Annotated in this window: 16 protein-coding genes and 2 pseudogenes; 7 read left to right on the top strand and 11 right to left on the bottom strand. The window is 73.3% G+C overall.

All coding sequences use genetic code 11. From position 1 onward, the window contains the following. Positions 1–44: 44 nt before the first annotated feature. The gene (locus E4099_RS10515) at positions 45–428 is read right to left on the bottom strand and encodes a Zn-ribbon domain-containing OB-fold protein (protein ID WP_245244743.1); all 384 of its coding nucleotides are present in this window, start codon (positions 426–428) and stop codon (positions 45–47) included. A 229-nt stretch (positions 429–657) separates the two neighbouring features. Between E4099_RS10515 and E4099_RS10510 the strand changes: the two genes are divergently transcribed. The 4 genes from E4099_RS10510 (at position 658) to E4099_RS10495 (ending at position 6,306) form a co-directional block, all read left to right on the top strand. Further along, on the top strand, positions 658–1,815 hold the full coding sequence (locus tag E4099_RS10510; RefSeq protein WP_135338714.1) for a flavin-containing monooxygenase: 1,158 nt from the start codon (positions 658–660) through the stop codon (positions 1,813–1,815). A 453-nt stretch (positions 1,816–2,268) separates the two neighbouring features. Next, positions 2,269–4,500 carry an acetate--CoA ligase family protein gene (locus tag E4099_RS10505; RefSeq protein WP_135338713.1) on the top strand — a complete coding sequence of 744 codons (2,232 nt, stop codon included), beginning with the start codon at positions 2,269–2,271 and terminating at the stop codon, positions 4,498–4,500. 232 nt (positions 4,501–4,732) lie between these two features. Next, the gene (locus E4099_RS10500) at positions 4,733–5,569 is read left to right on the top strand and encodes an enoyl-CoA hydratase/isomerase family protein (RefSeq protein WP_135338712.1); all 837 of its coding nucleotides are present in this window, start codon (positions 4,733–4,735) and stop codon (positions 5,567–5,569) included. An 80-nt stretch (positions 5,570–5,649) separates the two neighbouring features. Continuing rightward, the gene (locus E4099_RS10495; protein ID WP_135338717.1) at positions 5,650–6,306 is read left to right on the top strand and encodes a flavin reductase family protein; all 657 of its coding nucleotides are present in this window, start codon (positions 5,650–5,652) and stop codon (positions 6,304–6,306) included. A 38-nt stretch (positions 6,307–6,344) separates the two neighbouring features. Here E4099_RS10495 and E4099_RS10490 read toward each other — a convergent pair whose 3' ends face one another. Beyond that, positions 6,345–7,670 (bottom strand): MFS transporter, encoded by a 1,326-nt coding sequence (locus E4099_RS10490; protein ID WP_135338711.1) that lies wholly within the window; start codon positions 7,668–7,670, stop codon positions 6,345–6,347. A gap of 465 nt (positions 7,671–8,135) precedes the next feature. Between E4099_RS10490 and E4099_RS10485 the strand changes: the two genes are divergently transcribed. Further along, positions 8,136–9,143 (top strand): GlxA family transcriptional regulator, encoded by a 1,008-nt coding sequence (locus E4099_RS10485; protein WP_135338710.1) that lies wholly within the window; start codon positions 8,136–8,138, stop codon positions 9,141–9,143. 269 nt (positions 9,144–9,412) lie between these two features. Here E4099_RS10485 and E4099_RS10480 read toward each other — a convergent pair whose 3' ends face one another. From E4099_RS10480 to E4099_RS34100, 4 genes and pseudogenes are all read right to left on the bottom strand, one after another. Then, positions 9,413–10,480, bottom strand: coding sequence for an alcohol dehydrogenase catalytic domain-containing protein (locus E4099_RS10480; protein WP_135338709.1), 1,068 nt, complete (start codon positions 10,478–10,480; stop codon positions 9,413–9,415). Between the two features lie 43 nt (positions 10,481–10,523). Next, entirely contained in the window at positions 10,524–11,990 is a 1,467-nt protein-coding gene (locus E4099_RS10475) for an aldehyde dehydrogenase family protein (RefSeq protein WP_135338708.1), read from the bottom strand. Beyond that, positions 11,987–13,084 (bottom strand): annotated as a pseudogene (locus tag E4099_RS33570) (acyl-CoA dehydrogenase family protein); the annotation flags it as partial. The pseudogene E4099_RS33570 and the gene E4099_RS10475, both read right to left, overlap by 4 nt. After that, a pseudogene (locus E4099_RS34100) lies at positions 13,079–13,972 on the bottom strand (SDR family oxidoreductase); the annotation flags it as partial. The pseudogenes E4099_RS33570 and E4099_RS34100, both read right to left, overlap by 6 nt. Before the next feature lie 111 nt (positions 13,973–14,083). Here E4099_RS34100 and E4099_RS10465 point away from each other — a divergent pair. Continuing rightward, positions 14,084–15,010 (top strand): cyclase family protein, encoded by a 927-nt coding sequence (locus tag E4099_RS10465; RefSeq protein WP_135338706.1) that lies wholly within the window; start codon positions 14,084–14,086, stop codon positions 15,008–15,010. Positions 15,011–15,458: 448 nt separating this feature from the next. Here the strand turns inward: E4099_RS10465 and E4099_RS10460 are convergent, their stop codons facing one another. From E4099_RS10460 to E4099_RS10440, 4 genes are all read right to left on the bottom strand, one after another. Then, a complete protein-coding gene (locus tag E4099_RS10460) occupies positions 15,459–15,959 on the bottom strand; it encodes an ATP-binding protein (protein ID WP_135338705.1) in 501 nt (166 codons plus the stop codon). A gap of 601 nt (positions 15,960–16,560) precedes the next feature. Continuing rightward, positions 16,561–17,490 (bottom strand): acyl-CoA dehydrogenase family protein, encoded by a 930-nt coding sequence (locus E4099_RS10455; protein WP_425348254.1) that lies wholly within the window; start codon positions 17,488–17,490, stop codon positions 16,561–16,563. A gap of 298 nt (positions 17,491–17,788) precedes the next feature. Then, the gene (locus tag E4099_RS10445) at positions 17,789–18,967 is read right to left on the bottom strand and encodes an acyl-CoA dehydrogenase family protein (protein WP_135338704.1); all 1,179 of its coding nucleotides are present in this window, start codon (positions 18,965–18,967) and stop codon (positions 17,789–17,791) included. Beyond that, entirely contained in the window at positions 18,967–20,202 is a 1,236-nt protein-coding gene (locus tag E4099_RS10440; protein WP_135338703.1) for an amidohydrolase family protein, read from the bottom strand. The genes E4099_RS10445 and E4099_RS10440 overlap by 1 nt, the downstream gene beginning before the upstream one ends. Before the next feature lie 171 nt (positions 20,203–20,373). On the opposite strand from E4099_RS10440, the gene E4099_RS10435 reads away from it, so the two are divergent. Next, positions 20,374–21,960 carry a class I adenylate-forming enzyme family protein gene (locus tag E4099_RS10435; protein ID WP_135338702.1) on the top strand — a complete coding sequence of 529 codons (1,587 nt, stop codon included), beginning with the start codon at positions 20,374–20,376 and terminating at the stop codon, positions 21,958–21,960. Positions 21,961–22,091: 131 nt separating this feature from the next. Here E4099_RS10435 and E4099_RS32925 read toward each other — a convergent pair. After that, positions 22,092–23,520 (bottom strand): serine/threonine-protein kinase (locus tag E4099_RS32925; RefSeq protein ID WP_483414772.1); only part of this gene is annotated, 1,429 nt, incomplete at its 5' end.

The raw sequence follows: 23,520 nt of genomic DNA, 5'->3' as shown, positions 1-23,520 counted from the left end.
CCCGTTCGGTGACCGCCTCCCCGCCCCGCACTCGCCAACGGCATTCAACACGGGCGGAAGACGGGAACGGTGAACGGAGGGTCGGCCGTACGGGTACGGAAATCCACACGCAGCCGCATCCCGACGCGCAGGGCGTCAGCGGCGCAGTCCACGATCTCGGTCATCATCCGCGGCCCCTCGGCGAGCTCGACCACCGCCGCGGTGTAGGGGAGGCGGTCACCGAACGGGGGCAGGTCGTTCCGGTGCACCACGGACCAGGTGTAGAGGGTGGCCGCACCGGAGGCCGGCTCCCAGCGGACGTCCTCGCTCCAGCAGTACGGGCAGCCCTCCCGCGGATAGTGATGGGCCCGTCCGCAGCCGGAGCAGCGGCGGAGCAGCAACCGCCCCTCGGCCGCGGCACCCCAGTAGGTCCGGGTGAAGGCGTCCATGACGGGCCGGTCGAAACGCGGCCCTCCCGATGGGCTTGATGCACCGGTAGGCATGGCCCGGCCCCCTTCCCCCTCGCGGAGAACCCATTATCTGACAGTCCGTCAGAAATACTGCCAGTGCAGCGCACTCAGCGGGTCGACGCAAGAGGGACTTCTCCGTGACGCACCCGCAATCGTTTCGGAATCGATTTGACCGATACTCGTCAAATAGCCGACTACGCTCACCCGCATGACCGACCGATCGCACCCCCACCCTGCGGCGCCCGTCTATGTCATCGGCGGCGGCCCCGGCGGACTCGCCACCGCGGCGGCGCTCGGCGAGCGCGGCGTACGCGCCGTCGTCCTGGAGCGCTCCGACGCGGTCGGCGCCTCCTGGCGCGCGCACTACGACCACCTGCGGCTGCACACCACTCGACGCCTGTCCGCACTGCCGGGCCTGCCCATACCCCGGAAGTGCGGACGCTGGGTCGCCCGCGACGACCTGGTCCGCTATCTGGAGCGGTACGCCGAACGCCATGAGCTGGACATCGTCACCGGCGTCGAGGTGTCCCGGGTTGACCGCGCTCCGGACGACAGCGGCTGGCTGCTGCACGCCACCGGAGGACGCCGGCTCACCTCGCCCACCGTGATCGTGGCGACCGGCTACAACCACACCCCCCGACTGCCCGACTGGCCGGGGCACGAGAGCTACACCGGCGAGCTGATCCACGCCGCCGAATACCGCAACCCCGCCCGCTACCAGGACCGGGACGTGCTGGTCGTCGGAGCGGGCAACACCGGTACCGAGATCGCCACCGAACTGGCCGACAGCGGTGCGGCCCGGGTACGCCTGGCCGTGCGCACCGTCCCGCACGTGGTGCGACGCTCGACCGTCGGCTGGCCCGCCCAGCGCGCCGGGCTCCTGGCCCGCCGACTGCCGCCGCGCACCGCGGACCGGGCGGCCCGGACCCTGGTGAAGGCGTCCGTGCCCGATCTGTCCGCACACGGCCTGCCCCGACCGGACACCGGCCTGTGCACCCGGGCCCGCCAGGGCTCCATCCCGGTGCAGGACGCGGGCCTGCTGAGCGCGGTGAAGACGGGCCGAGTGGAGATCGTCCCGGCCGTCACCGCGCTCGAGGACGAGAAGGTGGTGCTGGACGACGGCACCCGGATCGCCCCGGACGCGGTGATCGCGGCCATCGGGTACCGGCCGGGCCTGGAGGGCCTGGTCGGACACCTGGGCGTCCTGGACGAGCGCGGCCACCCGCTCGCGCACGGCCCCCGCACCGCCACCCGCGCACCCGGACTGCACTTCACGGGGTACGCCAACCCGATCAGCGGCATGCTGCGCGAGCTCGGCATGGACGCCCAGCGCATCGCCAAGGCGGTGGCCCGCCGCACCAGCTGACACCCGACCCCCACGCCGTCCGCACGCCATCACCATCACCTCACCGGCACGCGGATCCGCGACCACAGCCGCACCCCCGCGGCCACGACCACCAGCGCAGCGAACCGCGGGTTGCCCGGGGGCGGACGGCACATGGCGGATGACCGTGCGGCCGGCGGCCCGCGGCGGAGTGGCCCGTGACGGACGGCGAGATGGCCTCTGGCAGACGACGGGGTGACGGATGGCGGGACTGTCACGGATGACGAGGGCGGCGGACGGCGGGGGGGCGGTCGGCGCGTGACGGATGACGGGGCGGCGCGTGGCCGATGGCGGCGGCCGGCGGCGGACGACGGGGATGGTCGGCGGCGGACACCGCCGACAAGCCGCGCCACGCCTTATTCCTGACTAGTCGTCAGTTCAGTAACCTGACAAGACGTCACGTATTCGGCCGACCGGCAGGAGTGGGCGAGAACGATGCTTGGATCGACTCACGGCACCCTCACCACCAACTCCCGTCACGCCCGGGCCGTCGCCTGCGGCGAGCACCCGGGCCCCGCCGTTCGCGCGGACGGCGAGTCGGCCACGGCAGACGACACCGACGTCAGCGGTCGGCCGCTGCACCGCGAGGTCCCCGATCTGGACCGGTTCTTCCGGCCGGGATCGGTCGCGGTGATCGGCGCCTCCGATACCGAGGGCCGCCCCAACACCGGCATCACCCGGCAGTTGATCCACTGGGCCGAGCGTGTGGGTGCTCGCGTCCACCCCGTTCACCCCACCCGGCAGAGCGTCTTCGGCCTCCCCTGCCATCCCTCCGTGGCCGCCCTGCCCGAGCGCGCCGACCTCGCCGTCCTCCTGGTCTCCGACCCCCTTCCGCTCATCGAGGAACTCGCCGAGGCCGAGATCGGCTTCGCGGTGGCCTTCGCCTCCGGCTTCGCGGAGACCGGCCCCGAGGGCGCCGAGGCGCAGGAGCGACTGGCGGCGGCGGCGCACCGTTCCGGCGTCCGCCTGCTCGGCCCCAACACCAACCTCAACGCCTTCGAGGTGTTCCGCGAGGATCTGGACGGTCCGGCCATCGCCCTGATCACCCAGTCGGGCCACCAGGGCCGCCCGCTCTTCGCCCTCCAGGACCTGGGCATCCGGCTCAGCCACTGGGCCCCCACCGGCAACGAGGCGGATCTGGAGAGCGCCGACTTCCTCTCGTACTTCACCACCCGGCCCGAGGTCGGCGCGATCGCCATGTATGTGGAAGGCCTCAAGGACGGACGCGGCTTCCTGCTCGCCGCGGACCGCGCCGCCCGGGCCCGGGTCCCCGTGGTGGCGGTCAAGGTGGGACGGACCGAGACCGGTGCCCGCACCGCTGCCTCCCACACCGGCAAGCTCACCGGCTCGGACGCCGTGGTGGACGCCGCCATGCGCCAGTACGGCGTGATCCGGGTGGCCGGCCTGGACGAACTCCAGGACACCGCGACGCTGCTCGCCCGGGCTCGGCCGCCACGCGCCGAGGGCGTCGCCGTGTATGCGATCTCCGGGGGCACCGGCGCCCACTTCGCGGATCTCGCCACCGCGGCCGGCCTGCGGCTGCCCGTGCTCTCCGCGGCCAAGCAGGCCGAGCTGCACCAGTGGATACCGGAGTATCTGAGCGTGGCCAACCCCATCGACAACGGGGGGCATCCGGTGGGCGACTGGCGCGGCCGCAAGTTGATCGACGCGATCCTGGCCGATCCTTCGGTGGGCGTGCTGATCTGCCCCATCACCGGCCCCTTCCCGCCGATGAGCGACAAGCTGGCACAGGATCTGGTGGACGCGGCGGAGCAGACGGACAAGCAGGTGTGCGTGGTGTGGGGCTCCCCGCTGGGCACCGAGGAGGCCTACCGCACCACCCTGCTGGGCTCCTCCCGGGTCGCCACCTTCCGCACCTTCGGCAACTGCGTCACCGCGGTCCGCGCCTACCTGGACCACCACCGCTTCACCGCCGGCTACCGCTCCCCCTTCGACGACGCCCCGCGCACCGCCTCGCCCTCCGCCCGCAAGGCGCGGGCCCTGCTGCGCCCGGGTGAGCGGCTCAGCGAGTACGCGGCCAAGCAGCTGCTGCGGGCCTATGGCATCCGGGTGCCGCGCGAGCAGTTGGTGACCAGCGCCGCCGCCGCGGTACGGGCCGCCGGCCTGGTCGGCTACCCGGTGGTCATGAAGGGCTCGGCCCCGCAGCTGGCGCACAAGACCGAGCTGGGCCTGGTCAAGGTGGGCCTCACCTCCGCCAGCCAGGTGCGCGACGCCTACCGCGAACTCACCGACATCGCCCGCTACGAGGGTGTCGAGCTGGACGGTGTGCTGGTCTGCCAGATGGTCGAGCGCGGCGTGGAGATGGTCGTCGGCATCAGCCAGGACAGCCTCTTCGGCCCCACGGTCACGGTGGGCCTGGGCGGCGTACTGGTGGAGGTGCTGCGTGATGCGGCGGTCCGGGTGCCGCCGTTCGGCGAGGAGCAGGTGCGCGCCATGCTCGGCGAACTGCGCGGCCGGGCCCTGCTCGACGGGGTCCGGGGCGCACCCGCCGCCGATGTGGAGGCCCTGGTCGAGGTGGTGCTGAGGGTCCAGCGCATGGCGCTGGAGCTGGGTGACGACCTTGCCGAACTCGACATCAATCCGCTGATGGTGCTGCCGCGCGGGCAGGGTGCGGTGGCACTGGACGCACTGGCCGTCTGCCGGTGAGCCACCCGAGCCCCGGGGTACGGGCGCCCGGCACCGGTACCCCGACTGGGGCGAGCCGCGCGAGCGCCCCGGGCCGGACAGGGCGGACGGGCGCCCGGTGTCCGGTGGCCTGGCCGAGCCCCAGACTCCGCCCCGCATCGCGACAGCGCGCCGCGGCCACCGTGTCCCCCACATCGCGGCCCGCCTGCCGGGCCGGTGCCGAACCGCTCGGCCAAGGCCAAGGAGTGTCCTCATGATGCCCTCCCCCGAAGAACCATCTGACTCCGTTCTAGAGCACACCACTGACAACGGGGTCTGCTGGATCACCCTGAACCGCCCGGAAGTACTCCACGCCATCACCCCTGACCAGCGGGAACACATAATTTCGCGACTTTTTGCCGCCTCCGCCGAACCGGCTGTGCGCGCCGTGGTGATCACGGCGACCGGCCGTCACGCGTTCTGCTCGGGTGCCGATCTGCGCGCCCGCCCCCTCCCCGGGGGTGCCGCCGGCGCTACCGGAACGCGGATTCCGGGCGAGGTGGCCCGTACGATCCGGCAGGGCGCGCAGCGGCTGATCGCCGCGGTCCTCGACTGCGAGAAACCGGTGCTCGCCGCGGTCAACGGCACCGCGGCGGGTCTGGGCTTCCATCTCGCGCTCGCCTGCGACCTGGTGCTGGCGGCCGAGTCCGCGGTGTTCGTGGCGGCGTTCGCGCGGCGCGGGCTGGTGCCCGACGGCGGTGGCGCCTATCTGCTGCCCCGGCTGGTGGGACCGCAGCGCGCCAAGGAGCTGCTGTTCTTCGGCGACGCGCTGCCGGCCGCCGAGGCCGAGCGGCTGGGCCTGGTCAACCGGGTGGTCCCGGACGCCGAGCTGGCCGAGACCGCCCAGGCCTGGGCGGAACGGCTGGCCACCGGCCCGACCAGGGCGTTCGCCCTCACCAAACAGCTGGTCAACTCCTCCCTGGAGGCCGACCGGGGGGCCGCGTTCGCCGCCGAGGCCGCCGCTCAGGAGGTCAACATGGCCACCGCCGACGCCCAGGAGGGGGTACGTGCCTTCGTCGAGCGCCGCCCACCCCGCTTCCTGGGCCGCTGACCCGCGGCCTCGCGTCGCCACCACCGTTCCTTTCTGACGCCTCGTCAGGTTCAATGAGGTGCATGATGGGACATGCCGCGATGGCCGCCACCGCGGTCCGCTATCTGCGGTCCGCCACCGCCGGGCGGTCCCCCGGCGCACCGGCACCGACCCGACGACCTCCCGACCCGCTCCCACCACCCGAACTGCGGGCGGTACGGGACGGGGAGCGGCCCCCGGTGGATCCGGCGCTGTTCCGCCGCACCCTGGGCCACTTCGCCAGCGGCGTCACCGTGGTCACCGCCCCGGCCGCGGACGGGGCAGGCCCTGCCGGCTTCGCCTGCCAGTCGTTCAGCTCGCTCTCGCTCGACCCGCCGTTGGTCGTGTTCATGGTGGGGCGCGGCTCCACCACCTGGCCGCGCATCGCCCGGTCCGGGGTGTTCTGCGCCAATGTCCTGGGCGCGGATCAGGCCGCGCTGTGCCAGGCGTTCGCGGCCAGTGGAGCGCGTACCGCCGACAAGTTCGCAGGAGTCGGCCACCACCCCTCGCCGGCGACCGGATCACCGGTGCTGGACGGCGTTCCGGCGTGGGTCGACTGCGCCATCCACGCCGTACACACCGGCGGGGACCATCTCATCGTGGTCGGGCGGGTCGCCGCACTCGGCACCGACGAGGTGGCGGCACTGCGCGGACCGCTGCTCTTCCACCGGGGGGCGTTCGGAGGGTTCCGCGCCTTCGAGGGCGGCGCCCCGACCTGAGCCGGCCCAGCACCGGCCGCCGATCGTCGACCAGCCGGTCACGCCGGGAGCGCCGGCTGGGCCGGAATCCGACCCTCCGTACGCCGGCGGATGGCCAGCGCCATCAGGGCCGCCAGCGCGCACAGCATTCCGGCGCCGTACCAGACCAGGTCGTAGGAGCCGAACGCGTCCCGGGCCGCGCCTCCGAGATAGGCCACCAGCCCCGCCCCCACCTGGTGCGAGGCCAGCACCCAGCCGAACACGATGGCGCTGTCCTCGCCGTACTGCTCGCGGCACAGGGCGATGGTGGGCGGCACCGTGGCCACCCAGTCGAGTCCGTAGAAGACGATGAAGAAGATCATCGGCGGATGCACGGTGTCGGACAGCAGCATCGGCAGGAACATCAGCGACATTCCACGCAGCGCGTAGTAGACGGCGAGCAGCCGCCGGGCGTCGAAACGGTCGGTGAACCAGCCGGAGGCGATGGTTCCGGCGATGTCGAAGATCCCGATCACCGCGAGCAGTCCCGCGGCGGCCGTCACGGCCATGCCATGGTCATGTGCCGCGGGTACGAAGTGCGTCTTGACCAGGCCGTTGGTCGACGCACCACAGATCGCGAAGGTGCCCGCGAGCAACCAGAACGGTCCGGTACGGGCGGCCGACAGCAGCGCCCGCACGGCGCGCCGGGCCGCCCCCGTACGCGGCTCTGGGCGGGGCTCGGGCGGGCCGTCCGCCCCGTACGCGGCAAGGCCCACATCGGCCGGGTAGTCGCGCATCAGCAGCCAGACGAAGGGCACCACGGCGAGCGCCGCGACGGCCACCGTGAGGGCGGCCGGGCGCCAGCCGTGGCGGTCGACCACCCAGGAGAGCAGGGGCAGGAAGACCAGTTGGCCGGAGGCTCCGGCCGCGGTGAGGATGCCGGTGACCAGGCCGCGCCTGGCCGAGAACCACCGTTCGCTGACCGTCGCCGCGAAGGCCAGCGCCATCGACCCGCTACCCACGCCGACCACGACGCCCCAGCAGAGCACCAGCTGCCAGGCGGCGGTCATCATCACGGTCAGCCCCGCACCGATGGCGATCACGGTGAGCGCGCCGGCCACGACCCGGCGGATGCCGAAACGATCCATCAGCGCGGCGGCGAACGGTGCGGTGAGCCCGTACAAGGCCAGATTGACGGAGACCGCGAACCCGATGGTCCCCCGCGACCAGCCGAACTCCTCGTGCAGCGACTCGATCAGCAGACCGGGCAGGGAGGCGAAACCGGCCGCGCCGATGATGGTCACGAAGGCGACGGCGGCCACCAGCCAGGCCCGGTGGATGCGCGGGGCAGGGCGGGTACGGGGGGCGTTCTCAAGCTGTTCGGAGGGTCCGACTGTCTGGGTCACCGGAACAGGATCCGCGCCCCACCGACCGGCAACGAGTGGCCCGAAGGACAGGCATCGTCAGGATCGGGCCATTCGATCACCTGGCCATCCGGCCATGGATGGATGGCCGGATCCGCCCGCTTTCCGGTCCGGTTTCCTGTCCGGTTTCCTCCGGTTTCCGTCCGGTTTCCGGTCCTGGACGGGAATACCCCCGGTCCCGCGCCGTGTTGGCCAAGAAGAGCCCAACGGGTGCCCGGTCCGGCGCCGGAGCACCGGCCGCCCGGGGCGGGTCAGGGCTGCGCGGGTGCGCCGAGGAGTCGACACGCGCGCGGATCACAGGGCGCGGCCCGGAAAGCGGTTCGCCGGTCGCACCTCGGGGTCGGCCGCCAGGGGCGCCCCGAGCCCCCGCGGTTCGGCGCCGCGTGGTTCCGTGCACGCGAGGACACGCCCGGCGCGCCGGGAGAGAAGGGGAAAGAGGGGGGACGGATGGCGGGAAGCGAGGCCGCGGGACGGCCGCACCAGGTGGTCGTGCTCGCACTCGCCGGGGTGATCCCCTTCGAGCTCGGCATCGCGTACCGGATCTTCGGTATGGCCCGGTCCGCCGAGGGCAAACGGCTCTACAAGGTGCGTACCTGCGCGCTCGAAGCCGGGCCACTGCCCACCGACGCCGACTTCGACATCAGCGTGGACCTCGGCCCGGAGGCCCTGGCCGAGGCCGACACGGTGGTGATACCCGCCTCGCACGAGCTGGGGCCGGTGTACGAGGAGGGCAGGCTGACCGAGCCACTGGCCGAGGCCCTGGCGCTGATACGCCCGGGCACCCGCATGATGTCCATCTGCACCGGCAGCTACGTACTGGCCGCCGCCGGCCTGCTGGACGGCCGCCCGGCCACCACCCACTGGAACAACGCCGACCACTTCCAGCGGCTCTTCCCCTCCGTACGGGTCGACCCTGACGTGCTCTTCATCGACGACGGGGACGTACTCACCTCGGCCGGGGTCGCCTCGGGAATCGACCTGTGCCTGCATGTGGTGCGCCGGGACCACGGTGCCGCCGTGGCCAACGAAGTCGCCCGGCGCAGCGTGGTGCCGCCGCACCGGGACGGCGGGCAGGCGCAGTTCGTCCACCGCCCGGTGCCCGAGCCGCGGCTGGCCACCACCGCGGCGGCCCGGGCCTGGGCCCTTGGCCGTCTCGACCAGCCGCTGTCCCTGCGCGAGCTGGCCGCCCGGGAATCCATGAGCGTACGGACCTTCACCCGCCGTTTCCGCGAGGAGGTGGGGGTCAGCCCGGGGCAGTGGCTGGCACGCCAGCGGGTGGAGCGGGCCCGGCACCTGCTGGAGACCACCGACCTCTCGGTGGACCAGGTGGCGCGGGACGCGGGCTTCGGTACGGCGGCTTCCATGCGGCAGCACCTCCAGACGGCACTCGGGGTCTCCCCCACCGCCTACCGGCGCACCTTCCGCGCCACCACCGCCGACTCGGCAGGCGGCTGAGCCACCACACCACGGCCGACTCCTTTACCGTCCGCTGCTCCGGGCGGGTCATCCACCCCTCTCGGCCGCACGGCCCGGGGGCCGACCAGTTCAGCTCGCTCGCGGTAGCGGCGGCGCGCCCCAGCCCACCCGGGGTTCCGCCGGTACGTACACGGGCGGTGGGCGGAGCACGGGCGGTACCCCGTCCAAGGGCGGTGCGCGGATGCACGAACGGCCCCCGTGGCACGGGCGGTACGCGGAGCCGGAAGGGCAGGGAATCAGGCGCGGGGTCAGAAGGTGAGGACCGCGCGGGCCACCCGGCCGTGGCGGGTGTCCTCCACCGCCTTGGCGAAGTCGGCCACCGGGTAGGTGCGGGAGACCAGTTCGTCCAGCAGCAGCCGGCCGTCGGCATAGAGGTCGGCGTAGCGCGCGATGTCATGCTGCGGCCGAGCGGATCCGTACCGGCAGCCGAGGATCGACTTGTCCAGGTACATCGAGGAGACTCGGAAGGATGCCTCCGCGGTGGCGGACGGCACGCCGAGCAGCACCGCCTGCCCGTGCCGGTCGAGGAGGTCCACGGCCTGCCGGATCAGCCGGGTGTCCCCGACGCACTCGAAGGCGTGGTCCACACCGCTGGGCAGGATCCGGCGGACGGCCGCACCGAGGTCCGGCTCGGTTCCGGCCTCCAGGAAGTGGGTGGCGCCGAATCGGTGGGCCATCTGCCGCTTGGCCGGGTTGGTGTCGACCGCCACCACGGTCCCCGCCGCGGCGATCCGGGCGCCCTGGAGGACATTGAGGCCGACCCCGCCGACGCCGATGACCAGCACACTGTCGCCGCGGTCGACCCGGGCCCGGTTGAGGACCGCGCCGACGCCGGTGACCACCCCGCAGCCGAGCAGCGCGGCTGAGGTGAGCGGTAACCGCGCGGGGATGCGGACCGCCTGCACCGCGGTGACGACGGTGCGTTCGGCGAAGGCGGAGCTGGCGGCGAAGGCGTACAGCGGCTGCCCCTGCCGGGTGAACGGCTGCCCGGGGCGGCCGATCGCCGACCGGCACATGGTGGGCCGTCCCCGGTCGCAGTCGGCACAGGCCCCGCAGTTGGCGAGGGTGGAGAGCGCCACATGGTCGCCGGGCGCGACATGGCCGACTCCCGGGCCGACCGCCTCGACGACGCCCGCGCCCTCGTGGCCGAGGACCACCGGCACCGGATACGGAATGGTGCCGTCGACCACCGACAGGTCGCTGTGGCACAGTCCGGCCGCGGCGATCGCCACCCGCACCTCGCCCGGGCCCGGCTCCCGTACCTCCAGGTCATCGACGTACCGCAGCCGTGCGCCGTCGAAAATGACGCCTCGCATACCCGCCTCCTCGTGTGCGGCTGGGTGCGGCCGGGGCCGCCGGTCAGGACGGCCAGACGAGCGACTGGAGCTCGCTGTAGGCGTGCAGCGCGAAGGAGCCGCCGTCCCGGCCCACCCCGCTCTCCTTGCAGCCGCCGAACGGTGTCTCGGGGTGCCGCTGGACGGTGTTGATGCCCACGTTCCCGCTGCGCAGCCGGGCGGCGAGGGCCCAGGCTCGGCCCGCGTCGGCGCTGAAGACGTAGTCGTAGAGGCCGTATGCGGTGCTGTTGGCGATCCGCACCGCTTCCTCCTCCTCGTCGAAGGGCAGTGCGACGACGACCGGACCGAAGATCTCCTCGCGGGCGACGGGCGATGCGGCGTCGGCGCCGGTGATCAGGGTGGGCGGCACATAGAAGCCGGGGGCGCGGTCGGGACGCCGGCCACCTGCGGTGATACGGGCCCCCTGCTTCCGGGCGGCTTCGATGTACGCCTCCACCCGATCGCGCTGGGCGGCGGAGATCAGGGGGCCGACCACGGTGGAGTTATCCACAGGATCACCGACTGTCAGCGACCGAGCGTAATCTGTGAGTGCGGCGACGGCCTTCTCGTACAGCGATCGATGGACGAGGACGCGGGTCGGTGCCGTGCAGATCTGCCCACTGTGAAACGACCAGACCGATCCGACCCCGGCGACCGCGCGCGCCAGCGTGTGCTCGTCAGCGTCGTCCAGGACGATGGCCGCGCCCTTGCCGCCCAGTTCCATGAGGGTGCGTTTCATCCCCCGGCCGGCGGCCTCCGCGATCCGCTTGCCCACCTCGGTGGATCCGGTGAAGCTCACCATGTCCGTGCCCGGGTGAGCGACGAGTGCGGCGCCGGTTTCGGCGCCGGAGCCGGTGATGACGTTGAACGCGCCGTCGGGCAGGCCGGCTTCCTGGAGCAGCGGGCCCAGTTCCAGGCAGCTCAGGGGGTCCTGCGGGGCCGGTTTGGCGATCACGGTGTTGCCCATGGCGAGGGCCGGGGCGGCCTTGCCGACGAGATTCACGAGAGGGAAGTTATAGGAGGTGATACATGCGACCACTCCGACCGGGCGACGCACCGCGGCGGCTCCGATCAGCCCGCCGGAGGCCAGCGGACTGGCCTTCACGGGCTGCGGGGCGAGCGGCACGGTAGCGGGTTCGACGGCTCCGCGCGCATAGCGGCGGAAGCGGTCGGCGGCGGTGGGCAGCTGCATGGTGGCGGTGAGCCGCAGCGTCGCTCCGGTCTCGGCCTGGATCAGGGGCACCAGTTCACGGGCGCGCTCGGTCAGCAGTCGGGCGGCACGGTCCAGTACGGCCGCGCGCTCCCGGGGTTCGGTGCGCGACCAGTCCTCGAAGGCGGCGCGGGCGGCTCGTACGGCGGCGGCGACGTCGGCGGCGGCGCCCTCGGGGGCATGGCCGACCGGCTGCTCGGTGGCCGGATTGACCACCGGGTAGTGGCCCAGGGCGGGGGCCCGCCAGCTGCCGTCGATCCAGAGTCCGTAGCGCTTCGTCATGGCTGAGGCTCCTTCCGGTCCCGGGCCGGCCGGGGCTCTCGGGGCAGCCGCAGCACCCGCTCGGCGACGATGTCGCGCTGGATCTCGTCGGAGCCGCCGTAGATGGTGTCGGCGCGGCTGAACAGGAACAGGCGCTGCCCGGTGTCGAGTTCGTACGGCCGGTCCTCGGTCCAGTCCGCTGGGCCGAGTGCCGCCGCCGCGCCGCGCACCTGCACGGCCAGTTCGCCGAGCCGCTGGTGCCAGCCGCCCCACAGCAGCTTGGCGACACTGGGCGCCCCCGGGCCGCCGGCGCCGGCCAGCGTGTGCAGTGCGTGCCAGCGCAGGGTCTGGAGCTCGGCCCACTGCCGTACCAGGCGGTCGCGGAGCACCGGGTCGCCGGTCGCGCCGCTGTCCAGGGCCAGCCGCACGACACGGGCCAGCTCCTGGGCGAAGCCGATCTGCTGCGCCAGCGTGGAGACGCCCCGCTCCACGGCGAGCAGGCCCATGGCGACGCGCCAACCGGCACCGGCCCCACCGACGAGGTGTTCGGCCCGGGCCAGCGCACCGTCGAAGAACACCTCGTTGAACTCCGCCGTACCGGTCAGCTGCCGGATCGGGCGCACCTCGATCCGGCCCGGCTGGTCCATCGGCACCAGCAGAAAGGAGAGTCCGCGATGGAGTGACGCCTCGGCGTCGGTGCGCGCCAGTACGAAGCACCAGTCGGCCTCCGCCGCCAGCGAGGTCCAGATCTTCTGGCCGGTGACGCGGTAGCCGCCGGTACCGGGATCACGGACCGCGGTGGTGCGCAGCGCTGCCAGATCGGAGCCGGCCTCGGGCTCGCTGTAGCCCTGGCACCACAGTTCCTCGCCGCGGGCGATGGGAGGCAGGAAGCGGTCTTGCTGGGCGGCGTCACCGAAGGCGAGCAGGGTCGGCGCGAGCAGGTTCTCGCCGATGTGCCCGAGCCGGACGGGGGCGCGTGCCCTGGCGTACTCCTCTGCCCAGACCACCTGCTGGGTCAGGGTCGCCGGGCGGTTGCCGTAGTCGCCGCGTGCGCGGTCCCAGCCGAGCCCGATCCAGCCGCCCGCACCCAGTTCCCGCTCCCAGGCCCGACCGTCCCAGGCCGCCGCCGCCATCTCCTTCAGCCGGGCCAGCATGGGCATCGGGTCGGTGCCGATGGTGCCGGGCAGGAAGTCGGCGATCTTCTGGGGGGTCCACGGCCCGTCGGCGTAGCCGGCACGCAGCTCGCGGGGTTGCGCCCAGACGGCGATCTTGGGGCCGGCGACGGTGTACACCTGCCCGGTGATCTCCTGCTCGCGGGCGCGGTCGCTGAGCAGGTAGACCACCAGCGCGGCGACGTCCTCCGGCTCGCCGATCTCCGTGAGTTCCATCGGCACCTGGGCGGACATCCGGGTGCGGGCCACCGGGGCGACGCAGTTGGCGGTCACCCCGTACTTGTGCAGGCCGAGGGCGGCGCTGCGTACCAGGGAGATCACCCCGCCCTTGGCCGAGGCGTAGTTGGCCTGGGACACACTGCCCTGATGGTTGCCGCTGGTGAAGCCGATCAGGGTGCCGGCGCGCTGCCGGCGCATCACGGCGGACGCGGCGCGGAAGAGGGTGAAGGTGCCTTTGAGGTGGGTGGCGAGGACGGGGTCCCATTCCTCCTCGGTCATGTTGAACAGCATCCGCTCGCGGAGGATGCCGGCCACGCAGACCACTCCGTCGAGCCGCCCGAAGCGCTCCACCGCGGTCCGTACGATCCGTTCGCCGCCCGCCATGGTGGACACGTCGTCGGCCACGGCCACCGCCTCGCCGCCCGCGGCCTCGATCTCCTTGACCACCGCCTCGGCGACCTCACTGCTCGGCTCGGTGCCCGAGACGGAGACCCCGTAGTCGTTGACCACCACCCGGGCACCCTCGGCCGCGCAGCCGAGCGCCACGGCCCGCCCGATCCCGCGCCCGGCCCCGGTGACCGCGACCACCTTGCCCGCCAAGAAGCTGCCCACGTCGCGTCCCCTCCCGGAGTATCTGACGACCCGTTAGATTTTTGGGCAGGGCCGTGCCGAGCACAAGCCCCGGGCCGCAAACAGCGACAGAACCGCCCCGAGGAGGCATCCATGCCACTGCCGCCGGAGTTCCACGAGCTGGCCAGGCGCGTCAACAACTGGGGCCGCTGGGGGACGGAGGACGAACTCGGCACCCTGAACCTGATCACCAAGGAGGTGGTGCGGCAGGCGGCGCGAACGGTGACCGATGGGCATCGGATACCGCTCGCCGTCCCGCTGCGGCAGGACGGCATCCAGACCGGACTGATCCCGGGGCGCGTCAACCCACTGCACACCATGATCGCCGTCAATACCGGGATCTTCGGCCCCGACACCGTCGTCACCAGCGATGACGTGGTGACCATGGGGCTCCAGGCGGGCACCCACTGGGATGGGCTGAGCCATGTCTCGCACTCCGGGGTGCTCTACAACGGCCGCCCCGCCGACTCGGTGACCGCACACGGCCGGGCCGCGTTCTGCGGTATCGACAGGGTGCGGCACCTCGTCTCCCGCGGGGTGCTGCTCGATGTGGCCCGCGCGCGGGGCATGGACCGCCTGCCCGGCGAGTACGCGGTCACTCCCGATGATCTCGACGCCGCCGAGGAGCAGGCGGGCGTCCGGGTCCGATCCGGCGACATCGTGCTCGTCCGAACCGGGCAGATCCAGCGGTACCTGGCCGGCGACCGGGAGGGCTACGCCTTTCCGTCACCGGGGCTGTCGGTGCGTACCCCCGAGTGGTTCCACGCCCGGGACGTCGCGGCGGTGGCCAATGACACCCTCACCTTCGAGGTCTTCCCCCCGGAGATCGAGGACGGCTGGATGGCCGTGCACGCCTTGGACCTGGTCGAGATGGGCATGCCGCAGGGGCAGAACTGGGACCTGGAGGCGCTGTCCGAAGCCTGCGCGACCGAGGGCAGGTACGCCTTCCTGCTGTGCGCCACTCCCGAGCCGTTCAGCGGCGGGACGGGGGCCCCGGTCGCCCCGGTCGCCGTCCTCTGAACAGCGGCTGACGGAACGCCGCTCGGCGGAACGCCGACTGGGAGGACGCCGACCGGGAGGACGCCGACCGGGAGCATGCCCACCAGCGGAACTCCGGCCGGAAGGACGCCGGCCGGAAGGACACGGCCGACACAAGGGAAGCCGGTCGGAACACCGTCGGGCGCGGCACGTCCGGTCTTGGGGGGGACGAATGAGCCGCGGGTGGCGAAGCGATCGGGTGGCGGCGCGCGCGTGCACGCCCCGAGCACGGCACCCCGCACCGCCACCCGGCCCCGACGCGGACACCCTGAACCGCACCGGACCCGCGACCCGCACTCGCCGAGGAACAGCCCAGCCGACGCACACGACCACAGAGCCCTCGGCGTCCCCTCGCGACGAATCGCGCCGCATCCCAGGGTGATCAGCCGGACACGTCACGTCAACACCGGCTCCGGCCGGAGCGTGCCGGTCAGACTCGGTTCGACGCCGCGCAGGACGGTTCGTAGGCGGTGGCGAGCAGCGGCCGGCAACGGTCGACCTCGCACCAGATGCGCTTGCCGGCGCCCTCGCGGTGCCAGCCCCACCGGTCGGCCAGACCGTCGACCAGTTCCAGTCCACGCCCGTTGGTGGCCGCCTCGTCGACATGGCGCTGCCGCGGAGCGCGGGCGCTGGCGTCCGCGACCTCCACCCGGACCGTACCGGCCGGGGCGCCGTCCGCTCGGCGCGCACCGCCCTGCGCGGACGGCTCGCCGGCGGACCGCTCAGGGAGCACCAGCCGCAGCACGGCGGGGCACCCGGTGTGCACCACGGCGTTGGTGACCAGCTCGGAGATCAGCAGGATCAGCGTCTCGGCCAACGGCTCGTCCACCGCTATCCCCGACACGGCGAGACGTGAACGCGCCCACCTGCGGGCCCGCCCCACCTCTGCGGGGTCCGGCCGGACCTCCATCTGCACCTGAAGCACCTGCACCGTTCACACCATCCGAACCGGCGGACACATCGCCTCGCGCCTCGCAGGGGTCACGGAATGTGACTCCCTTCCGACACAGCATGGTTGACGTACAGTCACCCCAACAAGCGCTTCGGGCATATACCCGCGCCAAGGAGTACGCGTGCGCCATACTGTGCGACGCACATCGCGGGGAGTCGAACAGGGCGGCTCGGCATGCCCGCACCCCTCGCGAGCGGCGCGCATTCGATCGCCCGGCGCCGCCGTTCCGGCTGCCCCGGGGTTCTCATACACCGGATCCACTCGCATCAAACGGAGCGTACCCGAGCCCGCCGCCGACTCCCCCCTGTGACGAGTCACGCCTCGGACACAAGGCGATATCAACGCTCGGTGACCTGACGCCTCCGAGAGCATTCCGTAAGAAAAGACAACTGAGCGCACGGAATCGCTCACTGGGCGCGAATCGGCGGTCAGTAACCATCAGGTAGTAGATCGGTCAACCGGTCTTGGCGGTCAGGTCGGCGGTTCAGGAGTTCCCCGGGCAGTCGGTTTCGGGGATCAGGAGTTCCGCGGGCAGTCGGTTTCGGGGATCAGGAGTTCCGCGGGCAGTCGGTTTCGGGGGTCAGGAGTTCCGCGGCCAGTCGGTTTCGGGGGTCAGGAGTTCCGCGGCCAACAGTTCCTCGGCCTCCTGGGCGGTGGTCCACTGCGCGGCCCGCACCCAGGCCCGTTTCAGATGCAGATGCACTTCGGACTCCCAGGTGAACCCCGTGCCGCCGTGCACCTGGAGGCAGTCGCGGGCGTTGTGGATGGCGGCCTCGTCGGCCAGCAGTTTGGCCGCCGCGCTCTCCTCGGCCGTACCGGTCACCGCCGCCGCGTAGACCGCGCACCTGGCCGGTTCCAGACGTTCCAGCATCCCCGCGCACAGATGCTGTACGGCCTGGAAGGCGCCGATGGGACGCCCGAACTGGGTGCGCCCGCGCGCATGGGCCACCGCGGTCTCGACCGAGCGGGCCGCACTGCCCAGCTGGAGCGCGGCGGTCAGCAAGGTCGCCTCCTGACGCAGACGGGAGGCCCCGGGTGGCCGGCCTGGCGGGTGCCGGGCGGGCAGCGGCCCGGGCAGTGAGGCGAGTGGGGTGAGCGGGTCGAGGGAGTCCAGGGGGGTGGCGCATCGGGCCAGCTCACCGGTGTCCAGGAGTCGGGTGGTGGCCCCGTCGAGCACCAGGGCGGCCCGGCAGACCCCCGGGTACTCCAGCAGGGGATGCCGCGCGTCCAGGGCTCCGACCATGGCCTCGCCCTCGGCGGCGCCGGGCACCAGGCCCGCCGCCAGTGCGGTGCCGACCAAAGGGCCGGGGAGCAGGGCGCGCCCCGCCTCCTCGAAGAGCAGCACCGCCTCCGGCAGTCCGAGTCCAAGGCCGCCGGACGCCTCGGGCAGCAGCACCGCGAAGAAGCCGGCCCGCCCCAGCGCCCGCCAGCACTCCGCGTCCACCACCTCGGCCCCTGGTGCCCCTGGAGCCACTGAGGCCCCTAGGGGCACTGAGGTCCCTAGGGACACTGGGGCCCCCAGGGTCGCTGGGGCCACTGAGGTCACCGGGGTCCCTGGGGTCGCCGGGGTCCCTGGGGTCGCCGGGGTCCCTGGGGTCGCCGGGGACAGCGCCCCTGGAGTCGCCGGGGACGTCGGGGCCGTCGGGGGCTCGCCGGCCTCTCCGCCCGCGGCCCCGTTCGCGTCCGGTGTCCGAGCCGCGGCCGCGGCCTCTCGGAGTCGGTGGGGTGGGTAGTGGCGGGCCAGCAGCTCGCGCAGGGTGGTGCGCAGGGCCCGCTGTTCCTCGGTGAGCCGGAAGTCCATGGCGGTTTCACCGTCCCCGGGGAAGGCCGAGGATGCGCTCGGCCACGATGTTCCGCTGGATCTGCGAGGTGCCGGCCGCGATGGTGTAGGCGAGCGAGGAGAGCCGGTCGGCGGTCCAGCGGTGGTTCCTGTCGAGCGCCGCCAGGCCCAGGGCCTCGGCCGCCGCCTCGAAGAGTTCCTGGCGGGCGCGGGAGTAGCACAGCTTGAAGACCGAGCCGCCGGTGCCGGGGAGGCCGCCGGTGTGCTGGGCCTCGCTCACGTTCCACTGGATGAGGCGCCAGAGCGCGCCGAGGTCGGCGGCCAGCCGGCCGAGTCGGCGGCGCAGCACCGGGTCGTCCCAGCGGCCGTTGTCCCGGGCCGCGCGCGCCACCTCGCGCAGCACCCGGCGGCAGGCCACGACCTCGCCGGCGAAGGCGGTGCCGCGTTCGAAGGAGAGGGTGACCAGAGTGACGCGCCAGCCGTCGTTCTCGGCGCCGATCCGCTGGGATGCCGGGATCCGTACCCCGTCCAGGAACACCTCGGCGAACTCGGTGGTGCCGGCGAGAGTGCGCAGCGGCCGTACGGTCACTCCCGGCGCGTCCATCGGCAGGGCGAGCCAGCTCAGGCCCCGGTGCCGGGAGGTGTCCGGGCCGCCGGGGGTCTCGTGGCCGGTCCCGGTGCGGACCAGGAGTTCGCACCAGTCGGCGATCTGGGCGTGCGAGGTCCAGATCTTGCTGCCGGTGACCAGGTAGTCCTCGCCGTCCCGTACCGCCCGGGTGCGCAGCGCGGCGAGGTCGGACCCGGCGTCCGGTTCGGAGAAGCCCTGGCACCACACCTGTTCGCCGCGGAGGATGGGCGGCAGCCAGCGGGCGCGCTGCTCCGGGGTGCCTTCGGCCGCGATGGTGGGGCCGGCGTGCAGCAGCCCCACGAAGCCGGCGCCGACATAGGGTGCTCCGGCGCGTTCGGTCTCCTCCAGGAAGATCAGGTGCTGGGTGGGGGTGGCGCCCTGCCCGCCGGCCTCGGCGGGCCAGTGGAGCCCGGCGTACCCGGCCTCGTACAGCATGCGCTGCCAGCCGCAGTCGTAGGCGCGCCGGGCGGGCCAGTCGTGCGGGTCCGGTGGCGCGGGCAGACCGGGCAGGGCCGTCCGGAGCCAGCCGCGCAGCCGGGCCCGGAACTCCTCTTCCTCCGCGCTGTAGGCCAGGTCCATCAGCCCTCCGGCCGCTCCTGGTCGGGGGCGCGGTAGCCGTCGCGGTCCAGGTCGAGACCGAGCATCCGGATGGCGTTGCCGCGCATGAGCTTGTAGACGGTCTCGTCGTCCAGGTCCCGTACGTGGTCCAGGGCGGCCTGCCGGGTGTGCGGCCAGGTGGAGTCGACGTGCGGGTAGTCGGTTTCGAAGGTGGCGTTGTCCCGCCCGACGGCGTCCAGCGAGGCCACCCCGTGCCGGTCGCGGAAGAAGCAGCAGTAGATCTGCCGGCGGTAGTAGTACGAGGGGGGCTCGGGGATCAGGTCGCGTACGCCGCCCCAGGCGCGGTGCTCGGCCCAGACGTCGTCGGCGCGCTCCAGGGCGTAGGGGATCCAGCCCATCTGCCCTTCGCTGTAGGCGAGGGTGAGCCGGGGGAACCGCACCAGTACGCCGCTGAAGAGGAAGTCGGCCATCGAGGCCATGGCGTTGTTGAAGCTGAGTGTCGCCTGCACGGCCGGCGGCGCGTCGGGGGAGGCGGCGGGCATCTGCGAGGAGGACCCGATGTGCATGTTGACCACCGTCCCGGTCTCCTGGCAGGCGGCGAAGAAGGGGTCCCAGTGGCCGGAGTGGATGCTGGGCAGCCCGAGGTGGGTGGGTATCTCGCTGAAGGTGACGGCCCGCACCCCCCGGGCGGCGTTGCGCCGGATCTCGGCGACCGCCAGCTCCACGTCCCACAGCGGGATCAGGCAGAGCGGGATGAGCCGCCCGCCGCTGTCTCCGCACCACTCCTCGACCATCCAGTCGTTGTAGGCGCGTACGCAGGCGAGGGCGACCTCCTTGTCCCGGGCCTCGGCGAAGGTCTGGCCGCAGAAGCGGGGGAAGGTGGGGAAGCACAGGGACGCCTCGACGTGGTTGAGGTCCATGTCGGCGAGCCGGGCCGCCGGGTCCCAGCAGCCGCGCCGCATCTGCTCCCGGGTGATGCCCTCGAGGGTCATCTCGTCGCGGGAGAAGCCGACGGCCGCGATGATCCGTTTGTAGGGGAAGAGTTCGCCCTCGTACTCCCACCAGTCGGTCGGGGGCCCGTCCGGGTCGGTGGTGATCCGGTACTTCCCGCCGACATAGGCCAGTTCCCCGATGCCGGCGGTGAGGGGCCTGGGGCCGCGGTCGCGGTACTTCGCCGGCAGCCAGGTGCCGAAGAGGTGCGCGGGTTCGATCACATGGTCGTCGACGCTCACGATGCGCGGCAGCGGCTGTTCCATCGGCACCCCTTACGCCCGTCGATCGCCACGGGTCCCATGAGGCACCCGTCTTTCTGACGCTCCGTCAGATATCTGGGGCGAGGGTAGCCCCGAACCCCTGGACCAGCAAGGCGGACCGCCCTACGCTTCCCGCGCTCACTGACATACCGTCAGCTGAATCGGGAGGCCGCCATGTCCGCCACCGCGCAGGAGCTGGGCCGCTCGGCGACCCTGTGGGAGCTGCTCAGCCGCCGGGCCGCGCTGACCCCCGACGCCCCGGCGCTGCTCCAGGCCGCCGAGTCCGCACGGCATGACCGGCGGCTCACCTTCGGCGGACTGCTCGCCCGCGCCGAACGCACCGCCGCCGGACTGCACCGGCTGGGCATAGGCCCCGGCAGCCGGGTCGCCTGGCAGCTGCCCACCCGGATCGACACGGTGGTGCTGTCTCTGGCGCTGGCCCGGCTCGGCGCCGTACAGAGCCCGCTGATCCCCTCCTACCGGGACCGCGAGGTGGCCCATGCGCTGCGCGCCGCGCACATCGGGTACCTGGTCCACCCCGGCACCTGGCGCGGCTTCGACCACGCCGCGATGGCGCACCGGATCGCCGCCGGGCTGCCCGCGCCCCCGCGCCTGCTGGACTGCGGCGCCGCGCTGCCCGAGGGCGACCCGGCCACGTTGCCGCCACCGCCGGAGGAGGGCACCGCGGTGCGCTGGATCTACTGGACCTCGGGCACCACCTCCGAACCCAAGGGCGTGCTGCACACCGACCGCGGCCTCATCGCGGCGGGCGCCTGCCTGGCCGCCGCACTGCGCCCCGGCCCGGACGACGTGGGCTCGATCGCCTTCCCCTACGCCCATGTCGGCGGCCCGGACTACACCGTGATGCTGATGCTCCGCGGCTTCCCGGCGATGCTGCTGGAGCACTTCGCGCTCCCCGGATCGCTGGCCGCCTACCGCCGGCACGGGGTCACCATCGCGGGTGGCAGCACCGCCTTCTACGCGCTGTTCCTGGCCGAACAGCGAAAGGACCCGGCCCGCCCGCTGCTGCCCGCGCTACGGCTGATGGCGGGCGGCGGCGCGCCCAAGCCCCCCGCGCTCTACCACGAGGTGGTGCGCGAACTCGGCTGCCGGCTCGCCCACGGCTACGGCATGACCGAGGTCCCAATGATCACCATGGGGGCGCCGGACGACACCCCCGAGAACCTGGCGACCACCGAGGGGCGGCCCCCCGAGGGGATGGAGATCCGCATCACCGACCCCGAGGGCACCCCGCTGCCCCGCGGCGCCGAGGGGGAGGTGCGGCTGCGCGGTGAAGCGGTGTGCGCCGGCTACCTGGACCCCGCCCACACCGCCGAGGCCTTCGACGCGGACGGCTTCCTGCGCACCGGGGACCTGGGCCGCCGCACCCCCACCGGTCATCTGGTGCTCACCGGCCGGACCAAGGACATCATCATCCGCAAGGGCGAGAACATCTCCGCCACCGAGGTCGAGCAGTTGCTCTACACCCACCCCGCCGTCCGGGACGCGGCCGTGATCGGGCTGCCGGACCCCATCGCCGGGGAATCGGTGTGCGCGGTGGTGGAACAAGCGCCCGACGCGCCCCCGCTGAGCCTGGACGCCGTGACCGCGCATCTGCGCGCCCGCGGACTGGCGGTGCACAAACTGCCCGAACGACTGGAGCTGGTGACCGCCCTGCCCCGCAACGCCGCACTCCGCAAGGTGCTCAAGTACCGGCTGCGGGAACGGTACGGGGGCCCGGTCGAGCGGGGCACGGCCTGAACGGGGCGTCCGGGGATCCCGGCGTTGTCCGCCACGTGGTGCCGCCCGAACGGATCCGGGCGACGGTCAGCCGTCAGCCACCAGCTGCCGGCCGTCCCCCATCCCCCGTCAGTCGACAGCCACCGGCCCGGCTACTGGACCTCAGCCGCCGAGTAACGGGCCGCCGCCTGCTCGTAGTAGCGGTCCACCGCGCTCTGCCGGTCGGCCGGGCCGATCACCTGCACGATGTGGTAGCGACCGTCCTGCAGCAGGGCCAGGTTGCGCGCGTACACCTCGCGGCCGCTGCCGTCCCGCCAGCGGAACGCGCCCTCCGCCGACGCCGTACCGCCCACCCCGCTCCGCCGCAGCCCGGAGCTCGAACTCCACGAGGAGGCCCGGAAGGCCGCCAGCTCGGGCTCCTTGGCCTGCTGGTACGCCATCGGGTCGGCGCCGACCTCGGAGGCCCGGTCCCGGCCCGCGACCACCAGCAGCTCGAAGTCCCCGCCGAGGTAGCGGACCTGCCCGCGGGCGTTCGCACCGCGCCGGGTCCAGCTCTCCCGCACCGCGACCTGGAAGCCCTCGGGGTCCTGGCGCACCACGAACCCCTTCGCCAGACCGGCGGGCTCGGTGGACTGCGGGGCCCGGCCGGTGCTTCGGCCCCCGTCGGCCCCGTCCCGGACACCACCGCCGATGGTCGCGCCCTGGGCGGTGGCCGAGGAGGTCGCCACGGGGGCACCCCGGTCGCCCCGGTCCTCGTTCCGGTCCGCCTCGGGCATGAACAGCACCGCGTACAGCACCGCCGCCACCAGCAGGAGCAGGATCCCGGCCAGCAGCAGCCGACCCAGATTGCGCGGACCGCCGCGCCGCGCTGTCCGGGGCTCGCGGGGGCCACGGGGCACCCGGGTCTCACGGGACGGCCGAGGCACCCTGGGCTCACGGGCCTCGTGCCGCTCCCGTGGCGGCGTCCGGCGCCCCGGACCGGCCGGGCCGCCCCGCTCGCGCTGCCCATGGGATGCCGCCGGGGCACCGGCCCGGCCCCGGCGTTCCAGCCAGCCCCGGCGCCGTACCACCGGCAGCCGGCGCGAGTCCGAGGCCTGGCCCCGGCCGCTCGCGGACCCGGCGGGCACCGTGACCGTACGGCTGCCCACATCGGGCTCCGGCGCGGAGCGCACCAGGGCGTACAGCCAGCTCCGCAGCTCGTCGAGGTCCGGCCGCTCGGCCGGGTTGCGGCGCATCAGTGCTTCGATGACCGGCCGCAGCGGCCCGCACCCCTCCGCGGCGGCAGAGGGCTGGGAGCCGACCAGCCGCACCAGTTCGGCGGCGTCCTCCTCGGGGTACGGGGCGTGCCCCTGGACGGCGCGGAAGAGCAGTGCGCCGACCGCCCACAGATCGGTGGCGGGGGTGAGCGGTGCCGCCAGCCGCCAGTTGGCGTGCACCGGCCCGCCCTGCTCCGGGGCCCACCGCTCGGTGACCGCGCCCACCATCAGGATCCGTGCCTGCCGGGCCCGTTCGGCGGCCAGTACCGTCGCCGGCCCACCGCGCCCCGCGCCGCCGGCGGGCCCCCCGGGCTCGCCCTCAGTC

Source organism: Streptomyces palmae, assembly GCF_004684805.1.
GTDB lineage: Bacteria > Actinomycetota > Actinomycetes > Streptomycetales > Streptomycetaceae > Streptomyces > Streptomyces palmae.
Note: the sequence above shows the minus strand (reverse complement) of the source record. Positions and strands in the feature narration are given on the sequence as shown.